This is a genomic window from Cognataquiflexum nitidum (assembly GCF_022538055.1).
Lineage (GTDB): Bacteria > Bacteroidota > Bacteroidia > Cytophagales > Cyclobacteriaceae > Cognataquiflexum > Cognataquiflexum nitidum.
On sequence record NZ_JAKZAM010000019.1, the window covers coordinates 60,811 to 86,415 of the forward strand.

At 38.5% G+C, this 25,605-nt stretch carries 18 protein-coding genes and 2 tRNA genes; 10 read left to right on the forward strand and 10 right to left on the reverse strand.

What is annotated here, in order from left to right:
• The first annotated feature begins 157 nt into the window (after positions 1-157).
• Positions 158-2,695 (forward strand): M14 family zinc carboxypeptidase, encoded by a 2,538-nt coding sequence (locus tag MMU07_RS13675; RefSeq protein ID WP_241126437.1) that lies wholly within the window; start codon positions 158-160, stop codon positions 2,693-2,695.
• A 158-nt stretch (positions 2,696-2,853) separates the two neighbouring features.
• A complete protein-coding gene (locus MMU07_RS13680) occupies positions 2,854-5,058 on the forward strand; it encodes a B12-binding domain-containing radical SAM protein (RefSeq protein WP_241126438.1) in 2,205 nt (734 codons plus the stop codon).
• Between the two features lie 153 nt (positions 5,059-5,211).
• Here the strand turns inward: MMU07_RS13680 and MMU07_RS13685 are convergent.
• Together MMU07_RS13685 and MMU07_RS13690 are read right to left on the reverse strand one after the other, a co-directional pair.
• A tRNA-Glu gene (locus MMU07_RS13685) sits at positions 5,212-5,283 on the reverse strand.
• A gap of 42 nt (positions 5,284-5,325) precedes the next feature.
• A tRNA-Glu gene (locus MMU07_RS13690) sits at positions 5,326-5,397 on the reverse strand.
• A 193-nt stretch (positions 5,398-5,590) separates the two neighbouring features.
• Here MMU07_RS13690 and gap point away from each other — a divergent pair.
• A complete protein-coding gene (gene gap / locus MMU07_RS13695) occupies positions 5,591-6,586 on the forward strand; it encodes a type I glyceraldehyde-3-phosphate dehydrogenase (RefSeq protein WP_241126439.1) in 996 nt (331 codons plus the stop codon).
• A gap of 5 nt (positions 6,587-6,591) precedes the next feature.
• Here gap and MMU07_RS13700 read toward each other — a convergent pair whose 3' ends face one another.
• From MMU07_RS13700 to MMU07_RS13715, 4 genes are all read right to left on the reverse strand, one after another.
• Positions 6,592-6,954, reverse strand: a complete 363-nt coding sequence (locus MMU07_RS13700; RefSeq protein ID WP_241126440.1) for a hypothetical protein — start codon at positions 6,952-6,954, stop codon at positions 6,592-6,594.
• Entirely contained in the window at positions 6,954-8,168 is a 1,215-nt protein-coding gene (locus MMU07_RS13705) for a BaiN/RdsA family NAD(P)/FAD-dependent oxidoreductase (RefSeq protein ID WP_241126463.1), read from the reverse strand. The genes MMU07_RS13700 and MMU07_RS13705 overlap by 1 nt, the downstream gene beginning before the upstream one ends.
• Positions 8,169-8,180: 12 nt before the next feature.
• The gene (locus MMU07_RS13710; protein ID WP_241126441.1) at positions 8,181-9,722 is read right to left on the reverse strand and encodes a helicase HerA-like domain-containing protein; all 1,542 of its coding nucleotides are present in this window, start codon (positions 9,720-9,722) and stop codon (positions 8,181-8,183) included.
• Between the two features lie 92 nt (positions 9,723-9,814).
• Positions 9,815-10,222, reverse strand: coding sequence for a DUF4332 domain-containing protein (locus MMU07_RS13715; RefSeq protein WP_241126442.1), 408 nt, complete (start codon positions 10,220-10,222; stop codon positions 9,815-9,817).
• A gap of 290 nt (positions 10,223-10,512) precedes the next feature.
• Here MMU07_RS13715 and MMU07_RS13720 point away from each other — a divergent pair, with 290 nt between their 5' ends.
• The gene (locus tag MMU07_RS13720; RefSeq protein WP_241126443.1) at positions 10,513-11,280 is read left to right on the forward strand and encodes a molecular chaperone DnaJ; all 768 of its coding nucleotides are present in this window, start codon (positions 10,513-10,515) and stop codon (positions 11,278-11,280) included.
• 196 nt (positions 11,281-11,476) lie between these two features.
• On the opposite strand, the gene MMU07_RS13725 is transcribed toward MMU07_RS13720, so the two are convergent.
• Positions 11,477-12,076: a tetratricopeptide repeat protein gene (locus MMU07_RS13725; RefSeq protein ID WP_241126444.1), complete on the reverse strand. Its 600-nt coding sequence runs from the start codon at positions 12,074-12,076 to the stop codon at positions 11,477-11,479.
• 17 nt (positions 12,077-12,093) lie between these two features.
• Entirely contained in the window at positions 12,094-12,912 is an 819-nt protein-coding gene (locus tag MMU07_RS13730; protein ID WP_241126445.1) for a 2,3,4,5-tetrahydropyridine-2,6-dicarboxylate N-succinyltransferase, read from the reverse strand.
• A 288-nt stretch (positions 12,913-13,200) separates the two neighbouring features.
• Between MMU07_RS13730 and MMU07_RS13735 the strand changes: the two genes are divergently transcribed.
• From MMU07_RS13735 to mnmE, 4 genes are all read left to right on the forward strand, one after another.
• Positions 13,201-14,073: a glycosyltransferase family protein gene (locus MMU07_RS13735; protein WP_241126446.1), complete on the forward strand. Its 873-nt coding sequence runs from the start codon at positions 13,201-13,203 to the stop codon at positions 14,071-14,073.
• A 447-nt stretch (positions 14,074-14,520) separates the two neighbouring features.
• The gene (locus tag MMU07_RS13740; protein ID WP_241126447.1) at positions 14,521-15,183 is read left to right on the forward strand and encodes a metal-dependent transcriptional regulator; all 663 of its coding nucleotides are present in this window, start codon (positions 14,521-14,523) and stop codon (positions 15,181-15,183) included.
• 475 nt (positions 15,184-15,658) lie between these two features.
• Positions 15,659-16,108: a thioredoxin family protein gene (locus MMU07_RS13745; protein ID WP_241126448.1), complete on the forward strand. Its 450-nt coding sequence runs from the start codon at positions 15,659-15,661 to the stop codon at positions 16,106-16,108.
• A gap of 2 nt (positions 16,109-16,110) precedes the next feature.
• Entirely contained in the window at positions 16,111-17,493 is a 1,383-nt protein-coding gene (gene mnmE / locus MMU07_RS13750; protein WP_241126449.1) for a tRNA uridine-5-carboxymethylaminomethyl(34) synthesis GTPase MnmE, read from the forward strand.
• A 78-nt stretch (positions 17,494-17,571) separates the two neighbouring features.
• Here the strand turns inward: mnmE and MMU07_RS13755 are convergent, their stop codons facing one another.
• Positions 17,572-18,702 carry an ATP-grasp domain-containing protein gene (locus MMU07_RS13755; RefSeq protein WP_241126450.1) on the reverse strand — a complete coding sequence of 377 codons (1,131 nt, stop codon included), beginning with the start codon at positions 18,700-18,702 and terminating at the stop codon, positions 17,572-17,574.
• A gap of 1,380 nt (positions 18,703-20,082) precedes the next feature.
• Here MMU07_RS13755 and MMU07_RS13760 point away from each other — a divergent pair.
• Together MMU07_RS13760 and MMU07_RS13765 are read left to right on the forward strand one after the other, a co-directional pair.
• On the forward strand, positions 20,083-22,845 hold the full coding sequence (locus tag MMU07_RS13760) for an outer membrane beta-barrel protein (protein WP_241126451.1): 2,763 nt from the start codon (positions 20,083-20,085) through the stop codon (positions 22,843-22,845).
• An 875-nt stretch (positions 22,846-23,720) separates the two neighbouring features.
• A complete protein-coding gene (locus MMU07_RS13765; protein WP_241126452.1) occupies positions 23,721-25,109 on the forward strand; it encodes a linear amide C-N hydrolase in 1,389 nt (462 codons plus the stop codon).
• A 334-nt stretch (positions 25,110-25,443) separates the two neighbouring features.
• Here MMU07_RS13765 and MMU07_RS13770 read toward each other — a convergent pair whose 3' ends face one another.
• Entirely contained in the window at positions 25,444-25,593 is a 150-nt protein-coding gene (locus MMU07_RS13770; RefSeq protein WP_241126453.1) for a hypothetical protein, read from the reverse strand.
• Positions 25,594-25,605 lie beyond the last annotated feature (12 nt).

A 25,605-nucleotide genomic window follows, 5' to 3' on the forward strand; every position in this document is an offset into this window, starting at 1 on the left:
ATTGTTGTTTTTGGATTTTATGGATTCAATTTGGAATTCGATCATTGAATTCTTTGAAGTTCCAAATTAAGTCAATTCGCAAGCTTTCAAAAGCCGTTGATGGATTTTTAGTTTGGCTTGTGCTAGCTTACAGGTAATTTCCTCCAAATTTAAACCTATGCAAAAGAAACTACTACTGATAACTTTGCTCTTGCTCCATATATATTCTGCAAAAGCCCAAAAAGAATATTATTTTCCGGAAGAAACTTTCTCCAATGACATCCCTAGTCCCTACTCTTACTTGGGTTACCACGTTGGGGAATGGCATACCCGATACGACCGTCTTGTGGGATATTTTCAGTTGTTGGCTGACAAATCGGATATGGCTGAGCTCATTACCATCGGCTATACCAATCAGCTCAGGCCATTGGTTGTCCTTGTGATCAGCAAGAAAGAGAATATTTCAAACTTGGAATATATCAGGACTAACCATTTGAAATTGGTAGATCCTACTTTGCCCATGCCTGATGTCAGTGGCATGCCGGCTATCGTCAACCTTGCTTATAGCGTCCATGGAAACGAACCTTCTGGCGGTGAAGCTTCCATCCTGACAGCTTATTGGCTTTTAGCTTCTCAAAGTGACCTTGCCAAAGAAATCAGAAACAATGCCGTGGTCATGATCGATCCCGCCATCAATCCCGACGGAAGAGATAGACATACCAATTGGGCAAACATGCACAAAGGAACTCCGCCTGTTGCAGATCCGTTGGACAGAGAACACAATGAAATATGGCCTTCAGGACGTGTCAATCATTATTGGTTTGACTTGAACAGAGATTGGCTGCCTTTGGCACAAGTGGAATTACAAAGCAAAATCGCTTGGTATCATACCTGGTATCCAAACGTGGTGGGAGATTTTCACGAAATGGGAACCAATGCCACTTACTTTTTTGAACCTACTAAACCATTTGGCAGTGAAAACCCCGTGATTCCAAGAAAAAACTATGAGGAAATCAACAATAAGTTTGCGGCTTACTTTGCAAAGGCTTTGGATGATATCGGCAGTTTGTATTGGACCAAAGAAGTTTTTGACAACAGCTATCCGGGATATGGATCGACCTATCCGGATATTCAGGGTGGATTGGGATTGGTTTTTGAGCAGGCAAGTTCAAGGGGCCATATCCAAAGCTCTCAGCGTGGCGATATTACTTTCCAATTTACGATTCGGAACCAGCTCAAAACTTCCATTGCTACCATGGAAGCAGGGGTCAAGGAAAGAGAATACATGCACAAATACTTGCGTGAATATTTCCAAACTGCCATCACTGAAGCAGGTAAAGACAAAGCAAAAGGGTATGTTTTTGGAGATGAAACAGATGAATCTAGAAACAGATTATTCTTAAAGTTATTATTAGATCATAAGATCAAAGTACTTGAAAATGATAAAGATATAATCTCAGAAGGAAAGTCATTTAAGAAAGGAAAATCCTGGATTGTCCCTTCTTCCCAACCACAATATAGGATGGTCAGGACTATGTTTGAAAAGGTGACGACATTTTCAGATTCAGTATTTTATGACGCATCTTCTTGGACGATGGCATTGGCATATGGCATGCCTTACGCGACACAAACAATAGTTAGCGGAAAAGAAATCAAGGAACTTCCAAGTCAAACCTTGACCTTCCCTGCCGATGGGAAATATGTCGCATATATGGTGGATTGGTCTGATTATTTTGCTCCCAAATTTCTACACCATTTGCAGTCTGCAGGGGTTCATGTCGAAGTAACAGCACAAACTTTTACTTCAAATACCGATCAAGGCTCAAAAGAATTCCCTGCAGGTTCATTGGTCATTCCAACAGCTTTCCAAAAACTTTCTCAGGAAGAATTGAGGAAAGCATTGAAAGAAGCAGCTGTTTTGGCAGGCCAAAATGTATTTGCTAGTACGACAGGATTTAGCCTGAAAGGGATTGACTTGGGTAGCGGAAGTATTTCAGCCATCCAAAAACCAAAAGTCCTTATGCTTGTCGGTCAGGGAACATCCCAATATGAGGCAGGGGAAATATGGCACCTGATGGATACCAAAGTTGGAATGCCAATGACAAAAGTGGATTTGAGTATGTTTGGCAGGGTCAATCTGTTTGACTACACCACTTTGATCTTGACGTCAGGAAATTATTCTAGCATATCCCCTTCTCAGATTGCCCATTTGAAAGATTGGCTTTCAAGAGGAGGAACCATCATTTCTATGCGGAGTGCAAGTCAATGGCTTCAAAGTCAGGGAATTGTTCAGGAAGAATTTGTTACAGCCGAAGAAGCAAAAGGACCTGAATCCGTTCCATTTGCAGACTCGAGGAACTTATCCGGAGCACAGGAAATCGGTGGAAGCATTTATTTGGGAAAATTGGATACTACCCATCCTTTGGGTTTTGGGTACAAAAACTCAGAAATTCCTGTTTATAGAAATACAACCCTTTTCTTCAAACCATCCAAAAACAAGTCCCAAACACCGGTTAGGTATTCTGCAAATCCTTTGCTCGGAGGATATGTCTCTCCGGCAAACCTTGAAAAAATCAAGCAAAGTTCTAGTGTTTTGGTTTCGAAAGTCAGTCAGGGAAGGGTAATTCACTTTATCGACAACCCGAATTTCCGCGGCACATGGTTTGGAACAAACAAGCTGTTCTTCAATGCCATCTTCTTTGGCAATAAAATGTAATTTTTTAGAACCACAAAAGGAACAAAGAAAAATATAAGTAAGCTATTCATCGTCAATTAGCGATCTTATTCCTGTTCTCTTTTGTTGTCTTTTGTGGTTCATAAATTTTTATGACTAATTCCCATATTTTATCGAAATTTGGGACAAAATTATTTGCTGTGTCAAAATCAATTCTGCTTCTTACGCCTCCTTTTACCCAACTCAATACCCCTTACCCAGCGACGGCTTATATCAAAGGGTATCTGAATACAAAAGGAAAAAAGTCTTTTCAAAGTGATTTAGGCATCAAGGTAATTTTGAGGATTTTTTCAAAAGAAGGTTTAACCAAAGTATTTCAATCTATTGAAAATAAGGATATTAAAATTTTTTCAAACAATGTACAAAGGATAGTCAAATTACAGAAAGACTACCTTCATACCATAGATCCTGTCATCCGATTCCTGCAGTTTGACAATCCTACCTTGGCATACAATATCTGTGATGGTGACTTCTTGCCACAGGCTTCCCGTTTTGACCAATTGGATGATTTGGATTGGGCATTTGGAACCATGGGCATCCAAGACAAAGCAAGGCATTTCGCGACTTTGTACCTGGAAGATATCGCAGATTTGATCAGCGAAGCCTTAGATCCACACTTTGGTTTCAGTCGGTATGCAGAGCGATTGGGAAGGTCGGCGACTTCATTTGATGATTTGAATGAGGCCTTGGAAGATCCCGAATCTTTTACCGATCAGTTTTTACTGGAGGAATTGGAAAAACTGATCCAAGAAACCGATCCTTATTTCGTATGTCTTTCGGTACCTTTCCCAGGCAATCTTTACGGAGCCCTGCGTTGCGGAAAATATATTAAGACCCATTTTCCACACATCAAAGTCGCTATGGGAGGCGGTTATCCAAATACTGAACTCCGGTCAATCAATGAGCCTCGGGTATTTAACTTTTTGGACTTCATCACTTTAGATGATGGAGAAAGGCCGCTGACTTGCCTGTTGGAGCATTTGGATGGTGAAAGAGGGCTTGAACAACTCAAAAGAACCTTTGCCTTGATCGATGGAAAAGTCACCTACCTCAATGGCGCAAAAAACACCGATATCCCCTTTAGCCAAACAGGCACGCCTGATTACTCGGGTTTACCTCTGAATAAATACCTCTCGGTCATAGAGATTGCCAATCCGATGCACCGACTTTGGTCGGATGGTCGTTGGAACAAGCTGACGATGGCACATGGCTGCTATTGGAAGAAATGCTCCTTCTGTGATGTGACCTTGGATTATATCAAAAATTACGAGCCAATTAGTGCCAACATCATCTGTGACCGGATTGAGGAATTGATTGCACAGACAGGAGAAACGGGCTTTCACTTTGTGGATGAAGCGGCTCCTCCCGCCCTGATGCGGGAATTGGCCATCGAAATCCTGAAGAGAAATCTCAAAATCACTTGGTGGACCAATATCCGCTTTGAAGAAAGATTTACTTACGACCTTTGCCGATTACTGAAAGCCTCGGGCTGTATTGCTGTTTCCGGAGGTTTGGAAGTGGCATCAGACAGGTTGCTGCAGATGATGCAAAAAGGCGTGACAGTATCCCAAGTGGCCCGTGTGGCTAGGAATTTCACAGAATCAGGCGTGATGGTTCATGCTTACCTGATGTACGGTTTCCCGACGCAAACTGCCCAAGAAACCATTGACAGCCTAGAGATGGTCAGGCAACTCTTCATGAACAATATCCTGCAATCAGGATTTTGGCATTTGTTTGCGATGACTTCCCATGCGCCGATTGGGATTGACCCAGGTGCATTTAAAATAGTCCGTACCGGACCTGAAAAAGGACTTTTTGCGGATAACGACCTGAGTCATGAGGATCCCAATGGTGCTGATCATGAATTATTCAGTGAAGGCCTAAAAAAAGCCCTTTTCAATTACATGCATGGGATCTGTTTTGAGTTTCCTTTGCAGGAATGGTTTGATTTCAAAATCCCAAAACCATCCGTCTCTCCAAATTTTATCTACAATGCCATTCAGATCGAAACGGGAAATGTCCTGAAACCCAATGCCAAAGTGATTTGGCTGGGAAATGAACCCGAACTGGAAAGAACTGCTTTTGTGAAGAAAGGCAAAAAAACAGAATTGTGGCCTTTGGTGATTGAAAACAAAAATGGAACCGATGAAATTTTGGTAAGGCAGGAAGAAGGAGAATGGCTGGAAACAATCCTTCGGGATATTACACCCAAACTTGGGAAAAAAGAAATGACCTTTGCGGAGTTTGAAGAGAAATATGTAGCTACAAATTTGGGAGATTTTGACCGCTTTTTAGGTTCCAAGGTCTGGAGGTCGCTCTTGGAGTATGGAATGGTGTTGGTTTGATATTATCCCCATGTCAATCAAGGTAGAATTAAAAAGAAAAACCCGGCCTAAAAGACCGGGTTTTCATTCACTTTAACCACTAACAACCATAAAACAAATTCTTCATGCATACTCTCATATGCAATCCGAAGGATGAAAAACATCAATTTGTTGTAGTCGATACGGGAATCGAACCCGTGTTTTATCCGTGAAAGGGATACGTCCTAACCCCTAGACGAATCGACCATGCGGTCAAAAAGAAAACACTGGATTTTTCCAGTGTTTTTGTAGTCGATACGGGAATCGAACCCGTGTTTTATCCGTGAAAGGGATACGTCCTAACCCCTAGACGAATCGACCATTTTTGTGGGTTTTGACCTCTTTTTTGAAAGGTGTTGCAAATATAGCGGGTTTAAATAAGAATGCAAAACAAGACAAAAAAATATTTGGTTTTGGTAGTCAAAACATTGATAACTAACCGAAAAAAAATATTGGAAGCCTTTCCCCGCAAATCCTTACTTTCGCCTTTCAATAATATCCCAATTAAGCTAACATGAAAAAAACGAGAGTGGCCATCAATGGTTTTGGCCGTATAGGGAGGTTGACTTTCAAGCTTTTACTTGAAAAGGAAGACATCGAGCTCATCGCTGTCAATGACCTTACGGACCCTGTTACGCTTGCCCACCTGCTTCAATATGATTCTGTTCACGGAAAATACCCTTTTGCTGTCAAAGCAGTAGATGGCGATATTATGGTGAAGGGAAAAACTATCAGGATATTTGCTGAAAAAAATCCGGAAAATATTCCATGGGGAGACCTTGATATCGATATCGTTTTGGAATCTACAGGTAAGTTCACTGAAAAATCACTTGCCGATGGCCATCTCAAAGCTGGGGCAAAAAAAGTAATCATTACCGCACCCTCTTCCTCCAAGGATGTACCGACAATTGTTCTTGGGGTCAATGACCATATTTTAACGGGTGAGGAAAGCATTATTTCTAATGCCTCTTGCACTACCAATTGCCTTGCTCCTATGGTCAAGGTGTTGGAAGATAACTTTGGTATTGAGAAGGGGTTTGTTTCCACCGTGCATTCTTATACCAATGACCAAAACCTTCATGATGCCCCACACAGGGATTTGAGAAGGGCACGGGCTGCAGCTTATTCCATCATTCCAACTACAACCAACGCAGCCAAGGCCATGGAGATTGTATTGCCTGAATTGAAAGGGAAAATTGATGCTTCTGCGATGCGGGTACCCGTTCCGGATGGTTCATTGACGGATTTGGTAGTGCTGTTACGAAAAGAAACGACAAGGGAAGAATTGAACAATGTATTCAAAAGAGAATCTGAAGGAACTATGAAAGGAATAATTGAGTATGAAGTAGCTCCAATAGTTTCTATAGATATCATAGGAAATCCCCATTCATGCATATTTGATTCTGCATTGACTTCGGCCAAAGGAAATCTTGTAAAAATTGTAGGATGGTATGACAATGAATCCGGTTATTCCAACCGATTGGTTGATCTAGTCCAAAAAATCAGATAGAGATTTTAGCTTTCTTCCACATCCAAGTGTTGCCCAACCTGATCAATGGCATCTTGCACGGCATCGAGAAAGTGCTCAAGGTGGGTGATAAAATCCTCATTGAATCCCTTTTCAGAAAGAATATCTTTTCCTTCTTGAATCACATCACTCAAAATATTGATTTCAAACAATGCAAGAGCAGGTTTTACCTTATGCCGGATCTGAGAGATAATCTCTAGGTCTTGCAATTCAGAGCCTTCAAGGTATTTTTCCTTTAACTCTGAAAGTGATTTATATAAAGCGCTTACCAGTTCTGCTCTAAATTCAGCATCACCTTCAGCCATTTCTTCTATTCTGTCAAAATTGACAGGCAGTTGGTTTTCGAGCATTATTTTTCTGGTTGACCTGCACTTACTCCTGCTACATAACCGGTACTCCAGGCGGCCTGAAAATTGAATCCACCTGTAATTCCGTCTAAATTTAATACTTCTCCTGCGAAAAACAGACCCTCAATAAGTTTGCTTTCCATCGTCTCAGGATTGATCTCATCCAATACCACCCCTCCGGCAGTTACAAACTCCTCTTTGAATGTAGTCTTTCCATCTACCTTGACAATATAGCAAAAAAGATTTTGAACCAATTTATTGAACTGCTTTTTTGGCAAATTTTGCCAAATAATGTCTTGCTCCAGCTCCGATTTTTCACAAAGATGTTCCCATAATCTGCCGGGTATTCCAAATAACGGATTTGTGGTGATTTTCTTTTTGGGGTGATTTTTTTGAAAGGACAGAAGCTCCATATTTAGCTTTTCTTCCCCCAAATCATTAAACCACCTGATATGAGCCTTGGCTTTATATTGTTGGTCAAAAAGCCAATTCGCTCCAAAAGCGGAAAGCTTCAGAACAGCAGGACCACTCAAACCCCAATGCGTAATTAATAATGGCCCCCGATATGCCATTTTAGTTCCCTCAAGCCTTACAAAAGCATCAGAAAGAGATATTCCCATCAATTTCCTGATCGGCTCCTCAGGGGTATTGAAGGTAAATAAGGAAGGGATCGGCTGTTCAATGCTGTGTTTAAAACCTGAAAGAAAATCAAATCCTTCCAATTTTGGATTTCCTCCGGTACATATTACCAATCTATCAAATATTTTTTTTGTTTGATCAGAACAAACTTCAAATTGAGAATTTCTTTTGAAGATTTTTTTGACTGAGAAGGAATAAATAACCTTCACCCCTACTGCAATAGCAGCAGCTTGTAAGGCATTGATGATGGATTGAGAATCATCGGAAACCGGAAATATACGACCATCAGTTTCGGTTTTCAATGCCACACCACGAGATTCAAACCAGTGAATTGTGTCTTTCACAGAAAAATGTCTGAATACTTTCTTAAGGAATTTTTCTCCTCTTGGGTAGTTTTTTGAAAGGGAAGATATCTCAAAGGCAGCATGGGTTACATTACACCTTCCGCCACCTGAGATTTTAACTTTTGCAAGTGATTTGGTTGTTTTTTCCAGAATACTAACTTCGGCACCCAATTGAGCGGCGTGAATGGCGGCAAAATAACCTGCCGCACCCGCACCAATAACCCCTATTTTCAGCTTATCCAAAATTTACCTTCTTTTACTCCCTGAGAAAGAACCCAATATACCCCTAGTTAATTCCCTGAAGATGGTCCTTCCAATCTGTCGAACCATGGTATTTTTACTGAGTTCATCAATGATAGAGGTCTCCTGAACAGGTCTTCCTTTTGATTTGGATGGTGCAGAAGGCCGGACTAGTGCTTCTTGAGCAGCAGCTTCTGCCCTGCTTATTTTTTGTTCCAAAAGCTCAAAAGCACTTTCCCTATCTATTTCTATATTGTACTTTTTGACAAGAGAAGAACGATTAACCAAAATTTCTATTTCCTCGCCGGTCAAAATATCCATACGAGACAAAGGGGGCCTCAAAAGCGTATGTGCTAAAGGTGTAGGTATTCCTTTTTCATTTAAAACTGTCACCAAAGCCTCTCCGATTCCCATCGAAGTCAGTACCTCATCGGTCTTGTAGAATGTGGACAAAGGATAGTTCTCTGCAGTCTTACGGATAGCCTTTCTATCTTTTGCGGTGAAAGCCCTCAATGAATGTTGGATCTTTAAACCCAACTGCCCCAATACATTATCAGGAACGTCAGTCGGAGTCTGAGTACAGAAAAACACGCCAACTCCCTTTGACCTGATCAGTTTCACAATTGCCTCTATTTTGTCAATCAAGTCCTTTGATGCTGTGGAGAATACCAAGTGTGCTTCGTCTATAAAAAGGCAAAGTTTTGGTTTATCAGAATCACCTTGCTCCGGAAATGTCTCATAAATTTCAGACAATAGACTAAGCATAAAAGTGGAAAACAACTTGGGCTGATTTTGAATATCTGTCAAACGGATGATAGAAACCACTCCTTTACTGTCCACCGTTCTGACAAAATCATTCACATCAAAAGAAGGTTCTCCAAAGAAATTCTCTGCCCCCTGCTGTTCAAGTTCAATGATCTTTCTCATGATGGTATTCACCGTCGCAGAAGAAACCGCTCCAAATTCTTTGGCAATTTCGGTTTTGCCTTCATTGATCACATACTGTAACACTTTTTTGAGATCTTTCAGATCAAGTAAAGGTAAATGGTGTAGGTCACAGTACCTAAAAATCAATGCGACCACACCTCTTTGGGTGTCATTCAGTTCCATAATCTGAGAAATCAAGACAGGTCCAAATTCAGAAACCGTGGCCTTGAGTTTTACACCTTTTTCATGGCTGATAGACATCAATTCCACAGGCAATCCAGTGGCCGCAAAATCAATCCCTATGAGGTTCGATCTTTTTTCGATATGGGAGTTTATTATTCCCGCTTGGGCAATTCCCGATAAATCTCCTTTCAAGTCCATTAGAACAGAAGGAACTCCATTGAGAGAAAGCTGTTCAGCAATGACCTGAAGGGTTTTGGTTTTACCGGTACCTGTGGCTCCTGCTATCAAACCATGCCTATTTAATGTTTTCAAAGGGATTTTGACTTGTGCTTGGGGAATGGGTTCATTATTCAAAATTCCTGTCCCAAGAATGATATAATTTCCCTTAAAGGTGTAGCCTTGTTCTAAATGTTGTTTAAAATCTTCTGCTTTACTCATGGCAAAAATGAATTGGGTTGAATATTTCAGCTAAAATAAAAAAACCTGAATACAAATAGCTGTATTCAGGTTTTTATTGGATTGAATTGAGGTTAATGGGTCACCATAGGCTCTAGGTGTTTTGCCTGCCCAATAAAATCCTCAACTTGTGAAAGTGCAGGAACTACTCGGGTTAGTTTTTTCTCTGCATTTGTTTCCGTTAATGCTTTGTGAAGGTTTTCCGCATTCCGGGTTCTTAGTTCCTTGACTGTATCTACACCGGCAGCCTTAAGCAATTCGGCAAATTGACTGGCAATGCCATTTATTCTAAAAAGATCAGCCATATTGACCCAATCAAGAATAACTCCTTCTCCTATACCACTGGCTTCAGCGATTTCTTTGCGACCTTTTTTGGAAGCTCCTTTTTCCAAAAGGCCTTCAACAGTTGAGATTCCCGCGGCTGCAAGTTTTTCTTTGTAAACAGGACCGATACCTTCGATCATGGTGATGGTTTTTGCCATAAAATTTAAATTTATAAGTGAAAGAAATAAATTAACAAAATGAAATGAACTGATTATGCCAATCTTTTATATTGGCTTCCTCCAAATGAGTTTAGGCAAATTAGTTTGGGAAAAATTGCCTATTCCTCTAAAGAAGGTTACATGTTTAACAGAAAATTTAAAAACACATGAATAATCCATCCAATATTTTCATTTTTTTCCAATATTCAAACAATTTTTTACCATTGTTTTGTTGATTAAAGGTATTTACTTTGCTTAAAGTTTAAAAAGTAAGATTACCCAATTTACCAATGATTCTCCCCTCACCTGAATTTTATTCAAAATTTCTTTACAAGATCTTTATTGCTGGATCATTGGTAATTTTTCTGAATTTCTCAGGACAGGCACAGGTAAAACCCAGCCTTGGAGGATCATCTAAATTGATGAACAGTGCTTTGGCTGAAATGGAAAAAAAAGACTTTGAAAGAGCCAATGCTTATTTTCGGCAAATCATTGAAAATAATCTTTCAATCCCACCCGAAATGCCTTACTATTTTGCGGAGACCCTCTTTGAGCTGGGTCAATACGACAACAGTCTCAATTTTCTGAATAAATACCTTGAAATCAATGGGTATAAAGGTGATAATTATGAATCTGCTAAAACATTAGAGACCAAGCTTAAAGCCAATATGGCGGGCATTTATAATTGTAAATTGTGTGACAATAGAGGGTACCGCTATTTGAACTGTCCCACCTGCGAAGGCAAAAGACAGATAGAACAAGCCTGCATATATTGCAAAACAAGGGGTGTAGTTGGCTGTACAAAATGTAGGGGTTCAGGATTGGTGACTAAAAAAAATGTATTCAACATCCTTGAATATTACGAATGTGACAAATGCGGAGGGGAAGGAAAACACACCTGTCCAAAATGTATGGGAACTTTAAAGGAATTGAGCGACTGCAGGACTTGCAGGGGTCAGGGACGACTTCTATCTGAAGAAATCTGTGACCATAAACCAGGAAATCAACCTAGGCATTTTTCAACAGGATTTGAAAAACTGAAGGAAATGAGCCATTGAGGGATGGTTATTGGTTATTAGTTTAATGGTTAATTGAGTAAGGGTAATTTGTTATTTATTTTTTGGTCTCTGAGCTTGTCGAAGGGTTGACAAAGGGTTATTTGGTTAGGTGTTATTGGTAATTGCATTGTTGGGTAAAAATAAAAAAACCTGAGAAGACTCAGGTTTTTAATTTTGCCTTCTAGAAAGAGGATTTTTACTTACAATATTTTTCTAAAGCCAACTGAGCTTCTTGGAAGTCCAACTTTAGCGCCGCTTTTATGTCTTCACAACCAGATTTTTTCTTATCAGTGGCGAATTTCAACATTCCTCTGTAATAATATGCCTGACCAAAGTTTTTGTCCATTTGTATGGCTGCACTATATTCCTTCATGGCTTCTCCTGTATTTCCGATTTGATGTAAAGCCCTTCCTTTCAGAAAATAGGCCATAGACGGAGCGCCCGGGACCTGAACTGCATAATCAGCATAAAGCAAGGCAGAAGTATGGTTTTTCTGTTTTTGATAAATATTGGAAAGACTCATCATGACTTGGGTATTTTTTCTGTCGATCGCAAAAGCCGCCAGAAAATCCTTTTCCGCATTTTTGAATTCTCCTAATTCCTCGTAAGCCCTACCCCTATTATACAACCCCTTGAGGTACTTTGGATTATTCTTCAATATCTTATCATATTCGGAAATAGCCTCTTGGTACTTTTCTTGACCAAACAAGGAATCTCCTTTTTTAGAGGTATTTTCCGAACAGGAAGATAACATTATGCCAATAAGGGTGGCAAAAAACCAATTCTGTACTTTCATTTTGGTAATTGTAATCTTTATACGGCTACATTTTTTTCTCTTAATGCATCGTTTAGTGAGGTTTTCAAGTCTGTAGAAGCCTTCCTTTGCCCAATGATCAATGCACAAGGAACCTGATAATCTCCCGCAGGAAACTTCTTGGTCAAAGATCCGGGAATAACCACGGACCTTGCCGGTACAAATCCTTTGTATTCTTTTGGTTCAGAACCGGTGACATCAATGATTTTTGAACTAGCAGTGAGTGTCACTCCTGCTCCGATCACAGCTTCTTTTCCGATCCTCACACCTTCTACGATGATTGCCCTTGAGCCGATAAAAGCACCATCTTCGACGATAACAGGGGCTGCCTGAACGGGCTCTAAAACCCCTCCGATACCAACTCCCCCGCTGAGGTGGACATTTTTACCTATTTGGGCACAAGAACCAACAGTTGCCCAAGTATCAACCATCGTGCCACTATCGACATATGCTCCGATATTTACGTAAGATGGCATCATTATAACCCCACTAGCCAAAAATGCTCCATACCTTGCTACTGCATGCGGAACTACCCTTACACCCTGCTTGGCATAATTGGTCTTCAATGCCATCTTATCATGGAATTCAAATGGACCAACCTCAATAGTATGCATTTTTTGGATCGGAAAATAAAGAATTACTGCTTTTTTAACCCAATCATTGACTCTCCATGAACCGTCTTCTAAAGGCTCAGCAACACGAATTCCCCCGCTGTCCAATTCACTAATGACTGTTTTGATTGCTATTTCTACTTCTTTTTCTTTAAGTAAATCCCTGTTTTCCCAGGCCTTTTCGATAATTGACTTTAATAATTCCATATTTTTGATTTCTGTCTTTCAAATTTTTATTCTGCTATGTCGCAAACCCAAATTATAATCGCCTCAGTGCTAAAACCACTCAAAGATCCGAGGCTATATTCAAGGTTTGCCTTTTCACTGCGTGAAACAAATAAATACCTTATTAACATCATAGGATTTTCTACAAAAAAAGAAAGCGATGAAAAAAACATTAAATTTCATCCTGTTTTTTGGAAAAAACGAAATCATCCATCGAGGATCTTAGTAAGTCTGAGATTAATTAGAATCATAATCAAAGTCCAACCGAAATTGGTCATAATTACCACTTTTGAGATCTTGCCGGTTGCCATTTTAGGAAAATGGCTGATAGGTTATAAACTGATCTATGACAGACGGGAAAATTACATCCTAAATCTTGAACAAAACAAAACCCTGAAAGGCTGGAAAAAGAAACTTTCCAAAGGACTTGTAAGTTTTATTGAATATTGTTCAAACCCTTTTATCGACCACAATTTTTTTGCGGAAAAGGTTTACCAAAAGGAATTTCCTAAGGTTGGGAAACACACTATATTTCAAAATAAATACTTTGACCGTGGAAATGATATCAAACCTATAAAATTAAATGCAAACAAAAAACTAAGGTTTATTATCTCAGGAACCATTACGGAAGTTTATGGAATCATAGAAGGTGTTTCTTGGTTTCAAAGTATAATAGCCTATTATCCAAGCGCCATTCTGACCGTAATAGGACATGCTCCAATGAAGGAATACCTTCAAAAAATTTCAAAAATCAATATTGACCCAAGGTCAATCCGCCTTCAGATTTCAGAAATTCCTGTACCCTATTCAGATATTCTTGAAGCATATCAGGAAACAGAAATTGTCCTACTCCCATACCATCAGATCCCAAGCATAAGTCCTAAAATCCCGAGCAAATTATATGAAAGCATTGCCCTGGGAAAACCCTGTCTGTTTCAACACAATCAATTATGGGAATCTATCTGTTCAGAATATCCAGCCGGGAAAGGTATTGATTTTTTGGACATTGAAAATGCCAAATCAAATCTTGACAAATTTTTACAAACAATATTTTTTGAGAAAAAACCCGGTGAAGAAGTATTGTGGAAAAGTGACGAAGCAAAATTTTTGGAAGTTGTGGCGCGGTTGACCAATAAGCTCTAACCATATTCTTTTATCTGCACAACTCTAAACCTTTTAAAGAGACCCTTCGATTTGGTTATGGCGACCAACAACTAGCACCATCTCAGTTTAAGGCGAAGGGGACTTACCGCTGCTGAAGCGTTTTTAAGATTCTCGCCATCTTGTATTTTTTATCCACCGTAACCAAAAATGTTATCCACTATATTTCCTGATTGGAAACCCATATTGACGGTATGGAAACTCCAAAAACTTAATAAATCATCTAATAAAACACAATCAAAAACAACTTTAAATTATTGATTATCATTTATTTAATTCTTTTTTTTAATATATCTAATTTTATTTTTAGACAAATCTAAATCACTAATCACGATTCTAAATGAGTTATCAACACCCGATTTAGATGGTCTGAAAATATTTTTAAGTCCAGTCTAAATTTCTATCTTTGGGTTTAATCCGAATAAATCTATGATTACCCTCACCTTTGCCGAAGAGAATTATCTGAAAGCTATCTACCATTTGTCTGATGGTGGAAAGAAAGGCGTTTCGACCAATGATGTCTCCGCTGAAATGAAAACAAAGCCCGCATCTGTATCGGACATGCTGCGGAAGTTGGGAGAAAAAGATGTCATTGAATACCGCAAATACTATGGTCTTCACATTACTGAAGAAGGAAAAAAACTTGCCCTCCAAACAATTCGCAAGCACCGCCTTTGGGAAGTGTTCTTGGTGGAGAAATTAAAATTCTCATGGGATGAGGTCGATGAAGTCGCCGATGATTTGTCCCATGTTAAATCACAAGTTTTGATACAAAGGCTGGATGAGTATTTAGGTTTCCCCAAATTCGATCCTCATGGGGACCCGATTCCTGATGAATACGGAGACGTGCGTACACGTCCCCGTCTCCCAATCAATGATCTTGACCTTGGTTCAATAGGTCAGATCGTTGCTGTCAAAGACAGTAGTCCGGCATTCCTACGATACCTGGACAAAGTGGGTGCCTATATCGGTGCCAGGATCAAAGTGATGGACAAGACAGAATTTGATGGTTCTGTCGAAATCTTGGTTGATAATAAAAAATCAATTTTCATGTCAAAAGATGTGGCGGGGAATATTTTGGTGATGGTATGAGGAAGTGGAAAGCTGGGAAGTGGGAAGTTGGGTAGGAATAATAAGGGAGTTTTTTTAACCGATGACGGATGACAGTTGACCGGTGATTGGATGGGTAGAAAGGTTGTAATGGTTGTAGTTGTTGTAATTGTTGTCAGGGTAGTCTGCTTCTCGTTGTCAAGTTTTCAAAGTTGTATAGAAATCAAGTCTAGATTCCTGTGTCATGTATCTTGCTTCTTTTTTTGTGGTCTGCTTCGTTTTATCGTTGTAGTCGGGTTGGGAAGTTTAGGGAAAAAGATTATTTGATTAATTGGTTATTTGGTTAACTGTTTCTGTCGCAATCCTGAATTATTAATTCATCATCCTTAATTCTGAATTTCCCCAAGTCTCGCCTCTCGCTTCTCGTCTCTTGCCTTTCCAAAAAGACTTTTCCACGAAATTGAACTTCAAACCAATGCAAGTCGTTAAATTTGAGAATTAAATGATTGACCAAAATATGAAAAAACTATTTGGCGCTTTACTGATCACCCTATTCAGCTTCCAAATCGCAACTGCACAGGACAAAATCACTTGGCTGACATTTGAGGAAGCAGCAGCCAAAACGGCTGAAAACCCTAAAATGATTTTTGTAGATGTCTACACCGATTGGTGTGGATGGTGCAAGAAAATGGACAAGGATACCTTTACCAACCCTAAAGTCATTGGGTTTATCAATGAGAATTTTTATGCTGTCAAAATGAATGCTGAAGACAGCAAAAGAAAATTCAATTTCAAAGGCAAAGAATATACCGAAGCCACGATGGCTCGGGCCATGCGGGTAAGTTCCTACCCCAACTTTGTGATAATGGATGCCTTGATGGAAAATATCGCTCAATTTCCCGGCTACCGAGAACCTGCTCCCTTTCTTTCCGGAATGGATGATCTCCTCAATAAATTCGGTAAGTAAGCATGTCATTTTCCCTGCACCAAAAAGAAGATACCATTGTGGCATTGGCCACCCCTCAGGGAGTCGGTGCCATTGCGGTCATCAGGCTTTCGGGAAAAGATGCCATCAAAATCACAAACACTGTATTTAAAGGGAAAGACCTGGAAAAGCAGGCTTCCCATACCGTTCATTTTGGAACTATCCGCGATGGAGACAAAATCATCGATGAAGTCTTGGTCTCCATTTTTATCGCACCAAAATCATTTACCAAGGAAAATGTCGTGGAAATCTCCACCCATGGATCCTCCTATATTGTCAATCAGGTTCTCAAACTTTTGATCCGATATGGTGCCCGACCCGCCAAACCGGGGGAATTTACTCAAAGGGCTTTTCTCCATGGGCAATTTGACTTGGCACAGGCGGAGGCAGTAGCTGACTTGATCCATTCAGATTCTGAGACCTCACATCAGGCAGCCATCAGTCAGATGCGTGGTGGCTTCAGCAGTGAGATTCAAAAACTCAGGAATGAACTGATTCATTTTGCTTCCATGATCGAGTTGGAGCTTGATTTTGGGGAGGAGGACGTAGAGTTTGCAAACAGGAACGACCTAAAAGTCTTGGTGGAAAAATTGCTTCGTGCTGTAGAACTATTGATAGGAAGCTTTGACTTGGGCAATGTGATCAAAAACGGTGTTCCCACGGTCATCGCCGGGAAACCCAATGCAGGAAAGTCCACTTTACTCAATGCGCTGTTGAATGAAGAAAAAGCTATCGTATCCGAGATCGCAGGTACAACCCGAGATTTTATCGAAGATGAAATCAATATCGGTGGTGTGATTTTCCGCTTTATCGATACAGCAGGATTGCGGGAAACGACGGATATCATCGAAGCGATCGGTGTCAGCCGGACACAGGAAAAAATGAAAACTGCATCTCTGATTCTGTACCTTTTTGACCTGACGGATACCGATATGGTTGAGATCAATCGGGATATTAATAAATTGGAAAATCAAGGTGTTCCTTTTGTCAAGGTGGCCAACAAAATAGATAAAGCCTCTACTGATTTTGTCTGCGAACTGAAGGCAAAGTATCCTGATACCATATTTATTTCTGCAGGTCAAAAGGAAAACCTAGAGGCGTTGAAAAGCCGCATTTTGGAGTTGGTCAATTTGGACAAGTTCAGGACAGGCAATACCATCGTCACCAATATCAGGCATTATGATTCCTTGGTCAAAACACGGCAGTCGTTATTGGATGTATTGGAAGGTTTGGACAGGCAGATCACCAATGATTTTTTGGCAATGGATATTCGCAGGTCTTTGCATTATCTTGGGGAAATCACGGGAGAGATTACCACCGATGATTTATTGGCCAATATCTTTTCGAAGTTTTGTATCGGGAAGTAACTCAGTGAAAAGTGATTCTTCGAATTCCGATAATCAAGCGATTTGGTCTGCTTAAAACAAAATTACTTAAAAAAATATTTAAGTTTCACCAAATATTTTTAGCTTGAACCGCTTGATAATATTATAAACTATCGGAATTGGGTCTTTAATCTTATATTTTAATGGTGTACTATTCCAAATGTAATCAAAATTAAAAAGTAAGGATTTGTCTTTTTTAATATACAGTTTTAGCCCTTGCAAATTGACATAACTGATCAGCTTATATTTTTGATTCTCAATTTTTTTATTTAATGCCAAAAGTACAAGCAAGTGAGGGAAATTGACACCGGCCATCAGTGATCCTGTAAGTGAATTCCAGAACCTAGGATTAATCTCTAAAACATAAAAAACTTCTTTTTTAGGGTCATAAAGCAAGTCAATATTTGCCACCCCGGACCAGTGAAGCGATTTCATGAGTTTTCCAATCATTTCAATAACCTTTTCATTATCCACAAACTCCATTCCCATTTGAGCTGTAAAAGGTTTCGAATCCCAAAGGTTCCCTTTTTGTATTGTATATGCCAAAATATTGCCGTCAAAGCATAGCACATTGCAACAAAAATCTTCCCCATTTAAAAATTCCTGTAAAACAAAGGATTCGTTTACACCGCATTCCAAAAAATGTGAAACCAATGCCTCCTTGTTTTCAAATTTAATTATTCCTTGGCCATTTCCGGATTTAAGAGGTTTTGCTAAAACAGGAAAGTCTAATTTTAATTTTTCTTTGTCCAAAACCAATTCCATAGATAAAGGAACTGTTTTAGGACCTAAAATACCTATTTCGTGAAGGTGTTCGGCTAATAAATCTTTGCTACCTGCCACCAAGAAATCAGAGAAAGCAGGTAATGGGACAAGTTTATTGCTATTTAATTGGCTTTTATTTTTGATTAATTTTCTGATGCTTTTTTCCCAAATGGGCATTATGACATCAATTTGATTTTCTTCAACTACTTTATTGATTTCATTTATCCAGTCTAACTCATTGTTTTTTTTTGGACAATGTAAAAATCGATAAATATATCTAGAATAATTTAATGGAAGATCTTTGATTGTTGACATAACGTATAGCCTGATGTCACTTCGGTGCGACATACAATAAATTACTTTCAGCAAAATGGCTTTTTCTCCATCAGGTATCAAAACAGAATAAAATTCACTCGGCTTTCTCATCCAGGCATTCATTTATCTTGGGTTGTTTTTGTTTGTTTTTTTGGGGAAGGTCATAATCTTAATCTATTTGCAAGTAATTATGATTTCCATTCAACCTCTAATTTACAAAATTTGCAGGTTGCCACTTAACCTTATAAAAACCAAAAGCTATTCGATTTACAACAAACAATAATATGAATACATTTTTAAAACAAAATGCATATCCGCTTTTACTGCCATCTCTATTTTACAAAATGACCTGGACTTCCCTCGGCCAGTGGTGTTATTAGAGATATACATTTAAAACGATATGTGTATCCGCTTTCTTGTACGTAGCCAAACAATAATTTGTTGGAGGAGTCATTAAACACCCATGGACAGTGGACTGTCATCTGTGGACGAGTATCCGCATTCGATACAACCTCCTATAGCCCAAGGTGCAACATTGCGGAAACTCATATAAAACAAATACTATTCTTAAAAAATCGATTTAAATAATGAAAAACTCACAGAATTACTATTTTTTTTCCATTAACCCTATATTCTTCTTGAGTCTGGGCGTTTGCCAGGCAGGTAAGGATGACCGAAGTCAGAATCCCACTATCGGAACGATATACCTTTCATTTCAGTCAGCAGACTAGGATTAAAATTGATACCAGGTCTCCCGGTAATTGCGCATTTACTTTCAAAAAAAATGATCAACTCATTAAGGTAAATAACCTCAATAAGTATCGAAATAAGGTTTTTTTGATTGATATTCGTTGTTTTCCCTATTGAGGAAATGATATAGAAAAAAATTCAATTTTCTTGTAGGCCAAAATAAATGAAAATGTATTGCTGTCCTCTTATGAGTATGTGATTTCTCACAGAATGGTTTTTGCAGGATCAACAATCGGAATTTGAAATTGTTAGAATTGGAATGGATGAATTCGGCTTTGCCACATTTCTCCATTCCAATCCAATCTAAAGTTATCCGTTCATTGAACTTGCCAAAGTAAAGAAAAATAACATTTGGCTAATGGAAAAAAGTGGATAATCATATGAATGAATTTTATCTCAACACTAACTAGCACAAAACATCATTTTCAGTTAGCATATAATGTTGACCTGGTTTTCTTTAAGCATAAACCTAATTCAATTGTTGGTATAAAAATCAATATTAACCCAATTTGAAATTACCGAACTTTTTTGGAATTGTCACAAATTACATTTTAAGACTTTATAATGGACACTTATCCGGGAATTAATCTATATAAGTCAAGCGGCGTTTCTTCGAGAAAATAAACCACTCAGCAAATAAAACCTTCATTAAGGAGCCGGGAGACCCTAAGTTTGTTTTTCAGGGACGGATCAATGATTCTATCCTTTTGAATTATAAAAAGTTACAATCAAAACATTTCAATGAAGTACATATTATCGATTTTCATTTTTGGTTTATTTACCCTTCAAGGCTTTTCTCAATCATTTAATATAAAAGGAGTCGTTATGGTGGAAGGCAAACAGGAGGCTTTGCCATTTGTAAATGTCTTGCTATTAACAGTCGGAGATTCTTCCCAAGTGACAGGAACAGTTTCAGACATAGATGGAAATTTCGCATTTTCAAGCATAAGGCAAGGTGATTATCTTCTTAAAGTACAGTATTTGGGGTATAAGGATTTTTTTCAAACCATAGACCTGACTTCAAACCAAGATCTTGGCATCATTCCCATAAGTGAAGTTGCAACTGACCTCAATGAAGTGGTAATAGAAGCAAGAAGGTCCACCGGAACTCAAAAAGGTGACACAACCCTGTTCAATGCAGATGCCTTCAAAACCATGAAGGACGCGAGTGCACAGACTTTGATAGAAAAACTGCCGGGTGTAAGTTCAGAGGATGGAATTTTACAGGCCCAGGGAGAGGCAATCGCCCAGATCCTTGTAGATGGCAAACCGTTTTTTGGTACAGATGTAAAGACCGCCCTCCAAAATCTTCCTGCCGAGATCATTCAAAGCATTGAGGTTTTTGACCAAAAGAGCGAAAAGTCCCAATTGAGTGGTTTTGATGATGGAGAAAGGCTCAAAACCATCAATATCATTACCAAAGCCAGTAGAAGGAAAGGCCAATTTGGTAAAACAACAGTAGGTTATGGAACAGATGACCGGTATTTAGCAGGTGCCAGCATCAATGCCTTTGATGAAGAAAGGAGAATCACTTTTACAGGCTTGACAAACAATGTAAATATCCTTGATTATTCAAGCGACCCAAATGCCCAAGACAATACTAATCCTCAGCAAGGGGTAATCACTACCAATATATTAGGATTAAATTATACTGACTTGTGGATAGAAAAAATCAAAGTGACAGGCAGCTATGTTTTTACCAAAAGGGAAAATGTTGGTATTGTGGACAGATTCAGGGATTTTGTCACCACTGATGATTCTGATAAATTTTACAGAGAAAATAGTACCGATATCAGGATCAATAACCGGCATCAGGCCAATCTTAGATTGGAATATAATATTGATGAAAAAAATAGGATCCTTTATATCCCTAGATTTTCCGCAAGGTATGAAACCGAAAACTCCGGTTTTATTGGAGAAACAGACAATGGCTCGGATTTGATCAATTCAGTGAAAAACATTAAAACCGGTGAATACCAAGATTTTGATCTTTTCAATAGATTCCTTTACAGCCATAAGTTTAACAAACCAGGAAGAACGGTAACCTTTAGGACTAACTTTGCCAAAGGTTGGAATGAGGATCTGTCTGACCGAAAGGCAGAAAATAATTTTTATGAAGAAAGCGGCAATCACCAAGAATTTATTGACCAACGAACCACCAGAGAAAGGACAGGAGATTTTTGGCAAAGCCGCGTTTCTTACACCGAACCTTTGGGACAAAGAGGTCAAATGGAGGTGGAATATCAGATTGGCAACAGGTTAAACGATTCGGATAAACTCACTTTTAATGTAGAAAACGGGGATTTTGAAACCGGAAATCTTTCCCTCGATACAGCATTGAGTAATACCTTTCAGAGTAAATACCTTACCCAAGAACTAGAGTTTGGCTATCAGTTTCTATCAGAAAAACTAAAGGTACAGACTGAAGTTGAGTATCAAGATGCCCGACTCAAAAACGACCAATTCTTTCCAAATCCAGACATTCTGAACAAAACATTCCGAAATTTTACACCAACTGTGAGGATGGAATATAAATTTTCGACCAATACAAACCTGCAGTTTGACTATGATACCTACACCAATGAACCTCAGATATCACAGCTTCAGGCAGTGATCGACAATACCAATCCCCTGCAGTTGCGGACAGGAAATCCTGATTTGGACCAATCCTATACCAATCAAATCAGATTTAGATTCCGAAGCAACAATCCCGATACAGATAAAAACTGGAACATATTTGCCCAATCGAGGTTTGTCGACAATTTTATTTCCAACAGTATCCTAATAGCAAGTGAACCTACAGAAATACAGGATGGCATTACTTTGGAAACTGGTTCGCAGTTAAACAAACCGGTAAACCTTGACGGATTTAAAGATTTTAGGTCTTGGCTAAGTTATGGAATGCCTTTGGGGTTTATCAAGTCTAACTTTAATATCAATGCCGGTCTAGGATTTACCCAAAGACCAGGGCAGGTCAACGACCAAATCGGGTTTAACAATTCAAGCAGGTTGAGTACCGGATTTTCTCTAAGCAGCAATATCAGTGATCAGGTAGATTTCAATGTCTGGTCCAGATCCTCTTTTAATGAAGTAAATAACAGCCTCAACTCCAGTCTCAATAGCAAATTCTTCCAACAAAGATTCAGGGTTAATTTTAACTGGATAATATGGGAAGGAATCATATACCGACTCGATCTCAACCATCAGATTAATTCAGGACTCTCCCAAGGATTTGACACCAATTTTTCATTGGTTAATATGAGCGTGGGCAAAAAAATATTCCACAACCAACGGGGCGAAATCAGCTTGATGGTTTATGATTTGTTTGGTGAAAATGCGAACGTAAGGAGAAACATCACAGAAACTTTTGTGGAGGACATCCAGTCCAATGTGCTTCAGACTTATGTTATGCTAAGTTTTACCTATAACCTAAGAAAGTTTAGCAAAGGAATGGATGAGCGTGATTATGCCGAAAGGTATCAGAATGAAGAGAGTTCCAATTAACCTAGCCTCTAACATCGATTACAAATTAAAATTCAATTTCAACTTAAAACCTTGAGACCTTCAATATTTTTTCTAAGGTAGATATATTCATAAGCTCAAAATGCCGGAAAATTAAAATTACTTGGCAACTTATGGAATCAATTTAACTGTTTGTAAGCAATGGTGCCAGTAATTCCGATATCCATTATTTTTTTTCAGGCTGAAAGCCCCCTTTACAAATATATTCAATCTTCCGGACTATCTATGGAAGAATGAAAACCTACCTGCAAAGAGGCTTACATCCATTTTTCATTCAAAAAAATTTTTAAAGTAGCATTTTTGACTAAACTGATTTGTTGTTTGATCATCGGGATGGTATTTATAAAAATTGAGATTCCAATATATTTTTTAGGTTTCATATTACATGAAAACAAAATATGTCTATCAAAACAACCAATTAAAAGAACTCATTTTCATTAGGATATCGGTTTGACCCTGTTTTGGAAATCAAAAATGGATATCAATAAAATTATTATATAATTTTTACTTAATAATTTAAAATTTATTTTATTGATTATCAGTATTTTATAAAAATTAATAATCATTATAAATATATTTTATTGTATTTCAAATACATTTAAATGTATATTTGAATATCAATATACTTTATAATCATGGACACACTTTCAGGTATCAGGAGGTTTTACCATGAATGTTAAGGGATTTCGCTTCATTGCCAATAACCCCTCTTCTCCAATCAGGACGACATCTTGTGCATTTAAGGCCATAGAAGAGATTCAACATAAGCGACTAATCCTCTGACATGATTGCGTAAACTCATAAATGCTAAAATCAATTAACCTATAAAGTCTATAATTATTAAAATCATAAGCGGCATGTATAAGTACCGAATTCTAATTTTGGTCCTTTGGGGTGTTTTGAGTTCCCCAAGTTTTGGCAGTTCTGCTTTTTTCAGCAGGGACCAAACCATGTTATTAGCCAAAAACTTTGATTGGAAGGCTGGTCATGGTTATATATTTAAAAACAAAAAAAAGCAAAAAAAATATGCTTATGGATTTTATGGGACAAACCAAGCCCAATGGGTTTCACTATATGGTTCTGTCACGTTTAATCAATTTGGAAAAGAATTCCCCGTAGGCGGCATCAATGAAGCGGGTTTGGTTGTAGAACAACTTTACAAAGCCTTTAGTATTTATCCTAACAATGGTCAACCGAGTATTTCCGAATCAGAGTGGATTCAGTTCCAATTAGATAACTATGCGACGGCCTCGGAGGTTTTAATCCATCTTCATGAACTTACCATTCACCCTATAGAGACAGTTCAATTTTTTATTGCGGACCAATCAGGAAATGCTTTTGTAATAGAATTCACAGAAGGAAAGCCAATAATCCATCCGATTGAAGGTACAGACCAAGTTATTACAAATGCTGCTTATCATGAATGCCAAAAATATTATGAAAGCCATAAAAATAAAGTTGATAAAAATTCAAGAGGTGATCTTGATAGGTACGTCCAAATCAAAAGCCAATTGTCAGAAGTAAGCGTCAACAAAGCGGAGGAGGCCTTTGATGTTTTAAGGAAAAGTTCTGAAAACCAAGATCATTATAAAACCTATTGGACCATAGCCTATAATCTTAGCGAGATGAGTATTGCTTTTTACTCGAGTTCTCACAAAAACATAAAAGAGATCTGTTTAAATGATTTGAATTTTGAAACTGATTCTGAAATTGAGGTAAGTCCAATAAATTCCCCCACTTTTCAATTTAAACCTTTAACCGAAAACATAAATGGCCATTTAATTCAACAGAGTTTGAAAATGATCCCCCTTTCATTGGATATTGACCTTTTGGCGGAACACCTGATGGATCCAAGTAAACAACATATTGATCAAGTATATCAAAGCAAACACTTTAATTTAGTTCTCAGATTCAAAACCAACAAACCATCAGGAGTGGTCAGCTATATTTTCAGGAATGAAAAAGAACAGGCAAAGGCAAAAACAATCGGACTAAGACCAGGGCAATTTATTGTAAACAAAAAGGAAACAGTACAGGTAATTTACGGGATGCCCAAAGGAGAATTTGATCTTGCTTGTTTTCAAGACCCTGATTTTAATGGGAAATTGGACAACAGACTAGCAGTAAATCCCAATAGTTATGGTTTTCTGCGAACCCAAAAAGGAAGCTCAGGCCCTCCTCCTTTGTACGTGGATACCCGAATAATATTGAATGAAAATACGGACATTACTATAAAAATCAAATAAATAATATTTATGAAAATAGATTTAGTTTATTAGATAAAATCGTTTTTTTTTAATTTGGTACCTATATTCTGACCTGCGAAGAAACAAAGACGCCTTTTTATTTGAGGCAATAATGTCAATTAATACATCCTTATTCATGCCCTGGGAAAATACATTTACTCCTACTAACGGGTTTGAGTATTTGTATCATCAATGAAAAGTGTCGCCATGCGGAGTTCCCGTATTGGCCTTTCCCCTACTCTTTCGACCAAATCCAAAGTTTGTACAATGAAGGGGATAACACATCCTGCAATCCGGCACCTTTGAAGTCGAAGCCATGCATTTGGGCAGCAGGTTATCTAAGATTTGTAGAATGGAACTTCCAATTCTGAGTCCTCGGATCTAGGCGTACACCCCAGCATCCTCCTTTGATGATTACATCATTATTTCCGGCCTTACTCATGTCTCCGAATCCCAATCCGTGGAAAACTAGCCAAAATTTCATCTATTCCGGATT

Bases quoted from the DNA above. Each gene is read 5' to 3' on its own strand.
- MMU07_RS13675 (WP_241126437.1), top strand. From the start codon at position 158: ATGCAAAAGAAACTACTACTGATAACTTTGCTCTTGCTCCATATATAT.
- gap (WP_241126439.1), top strand. From the start codon at position 5,591: ATGAAAAAAACGAGAGTGGCCATCAATGGTTTTGGCCGTATAGGGAGG.
- MMU07_RS13700 (WP_241126440.1), bottom strand. From the start codon at position 6,954: ATGCTCGAAAACCAACTGCCTGTCAATTTTGACAGAATAGAAGAAATG.
- MMU07_RS13710 (WP_241126441.1), bottom strand. From the start codon at position 9,722: ATGAGTAAAGCAGAAGATTTTAAACAACATTTAGAACAAGGCTACACC.
- MMU07_RS13715 (WP_241126442.1), bottom strand. From the start codon at position 10,222: ATGGCAAAAACCATCACCATGATCGAAGGTATCGGTCCTGTTTACAAA.
- MMU07_RS13720 (WP_241126443.1), top strand. From the start codon at position 10,513: ATGATTCTCCCCTCACCTGAATTTTATTCAAAATTTCTTTACAAGATC.
- MMU07_RS13725 (WP_241126444.1), bottom strand. From the start codon at position 12,076: ATGAAAGTACAGAATTGGTTTTTTGCCACCCTTATTGGCATAATGTTA.
- MMU07_RS13730 (WP_241126445.1), bottom strand. From the start codon at position 12,912: ATGGAATTATTAAAGTCAATTATCGAAAAGGCCTGGGAAAACAGGGAT.
- MMU07_RS13740 (WP_241126447.1), top strand. From the start codon at position 14,521: ATGATTACCCTCACCTTTGCCGAAGAGAATTATCTGAAAGCTATCTAC.
- MMU07_RS13745 (WP_241126448.1), top strand. From the start codon at position 15,659: ATGAAAAAACTATTTGGCGCTTTACTGATCACCCTATTCAGCTTCCAA.
- mnmE (WP_241126449.1), top strand. From the start codon at position 16,111: ATGTCATTTTCCCTGCACCAAAAAGAAGATACCATTGTGGCATTGGCC.
- MMU07_RS13755 (WP_241126450.1), bottom strand. From the start codon at position 18,702: ATGAGAAAGCCGAGTGAATTTTATTCTGTTTTGATACCTGATGGAGAA.
- MMU07_RS13760 (WP_241126451.1), top strand. From the start codon at position 20,083: ATGAAGTACATATTATCGATTTTCATTTTTGGTTTATTTACCCTTCAA.
- MMU07_RS13765 (WP_241126452.1), top strand. From the start codon at position 23,721: ATGTATAAGTACCGAATTCTAATTTTGGTCCTTTGGGGTGTTTTGAGT.
- MMU07_RS13770 (WP_241126453.1), bottom strand. From the start codon at position 25,593: ATGAAATTTTGGCTAGTTTTCCACGGATTGGGATTCGGAGACATGAGT.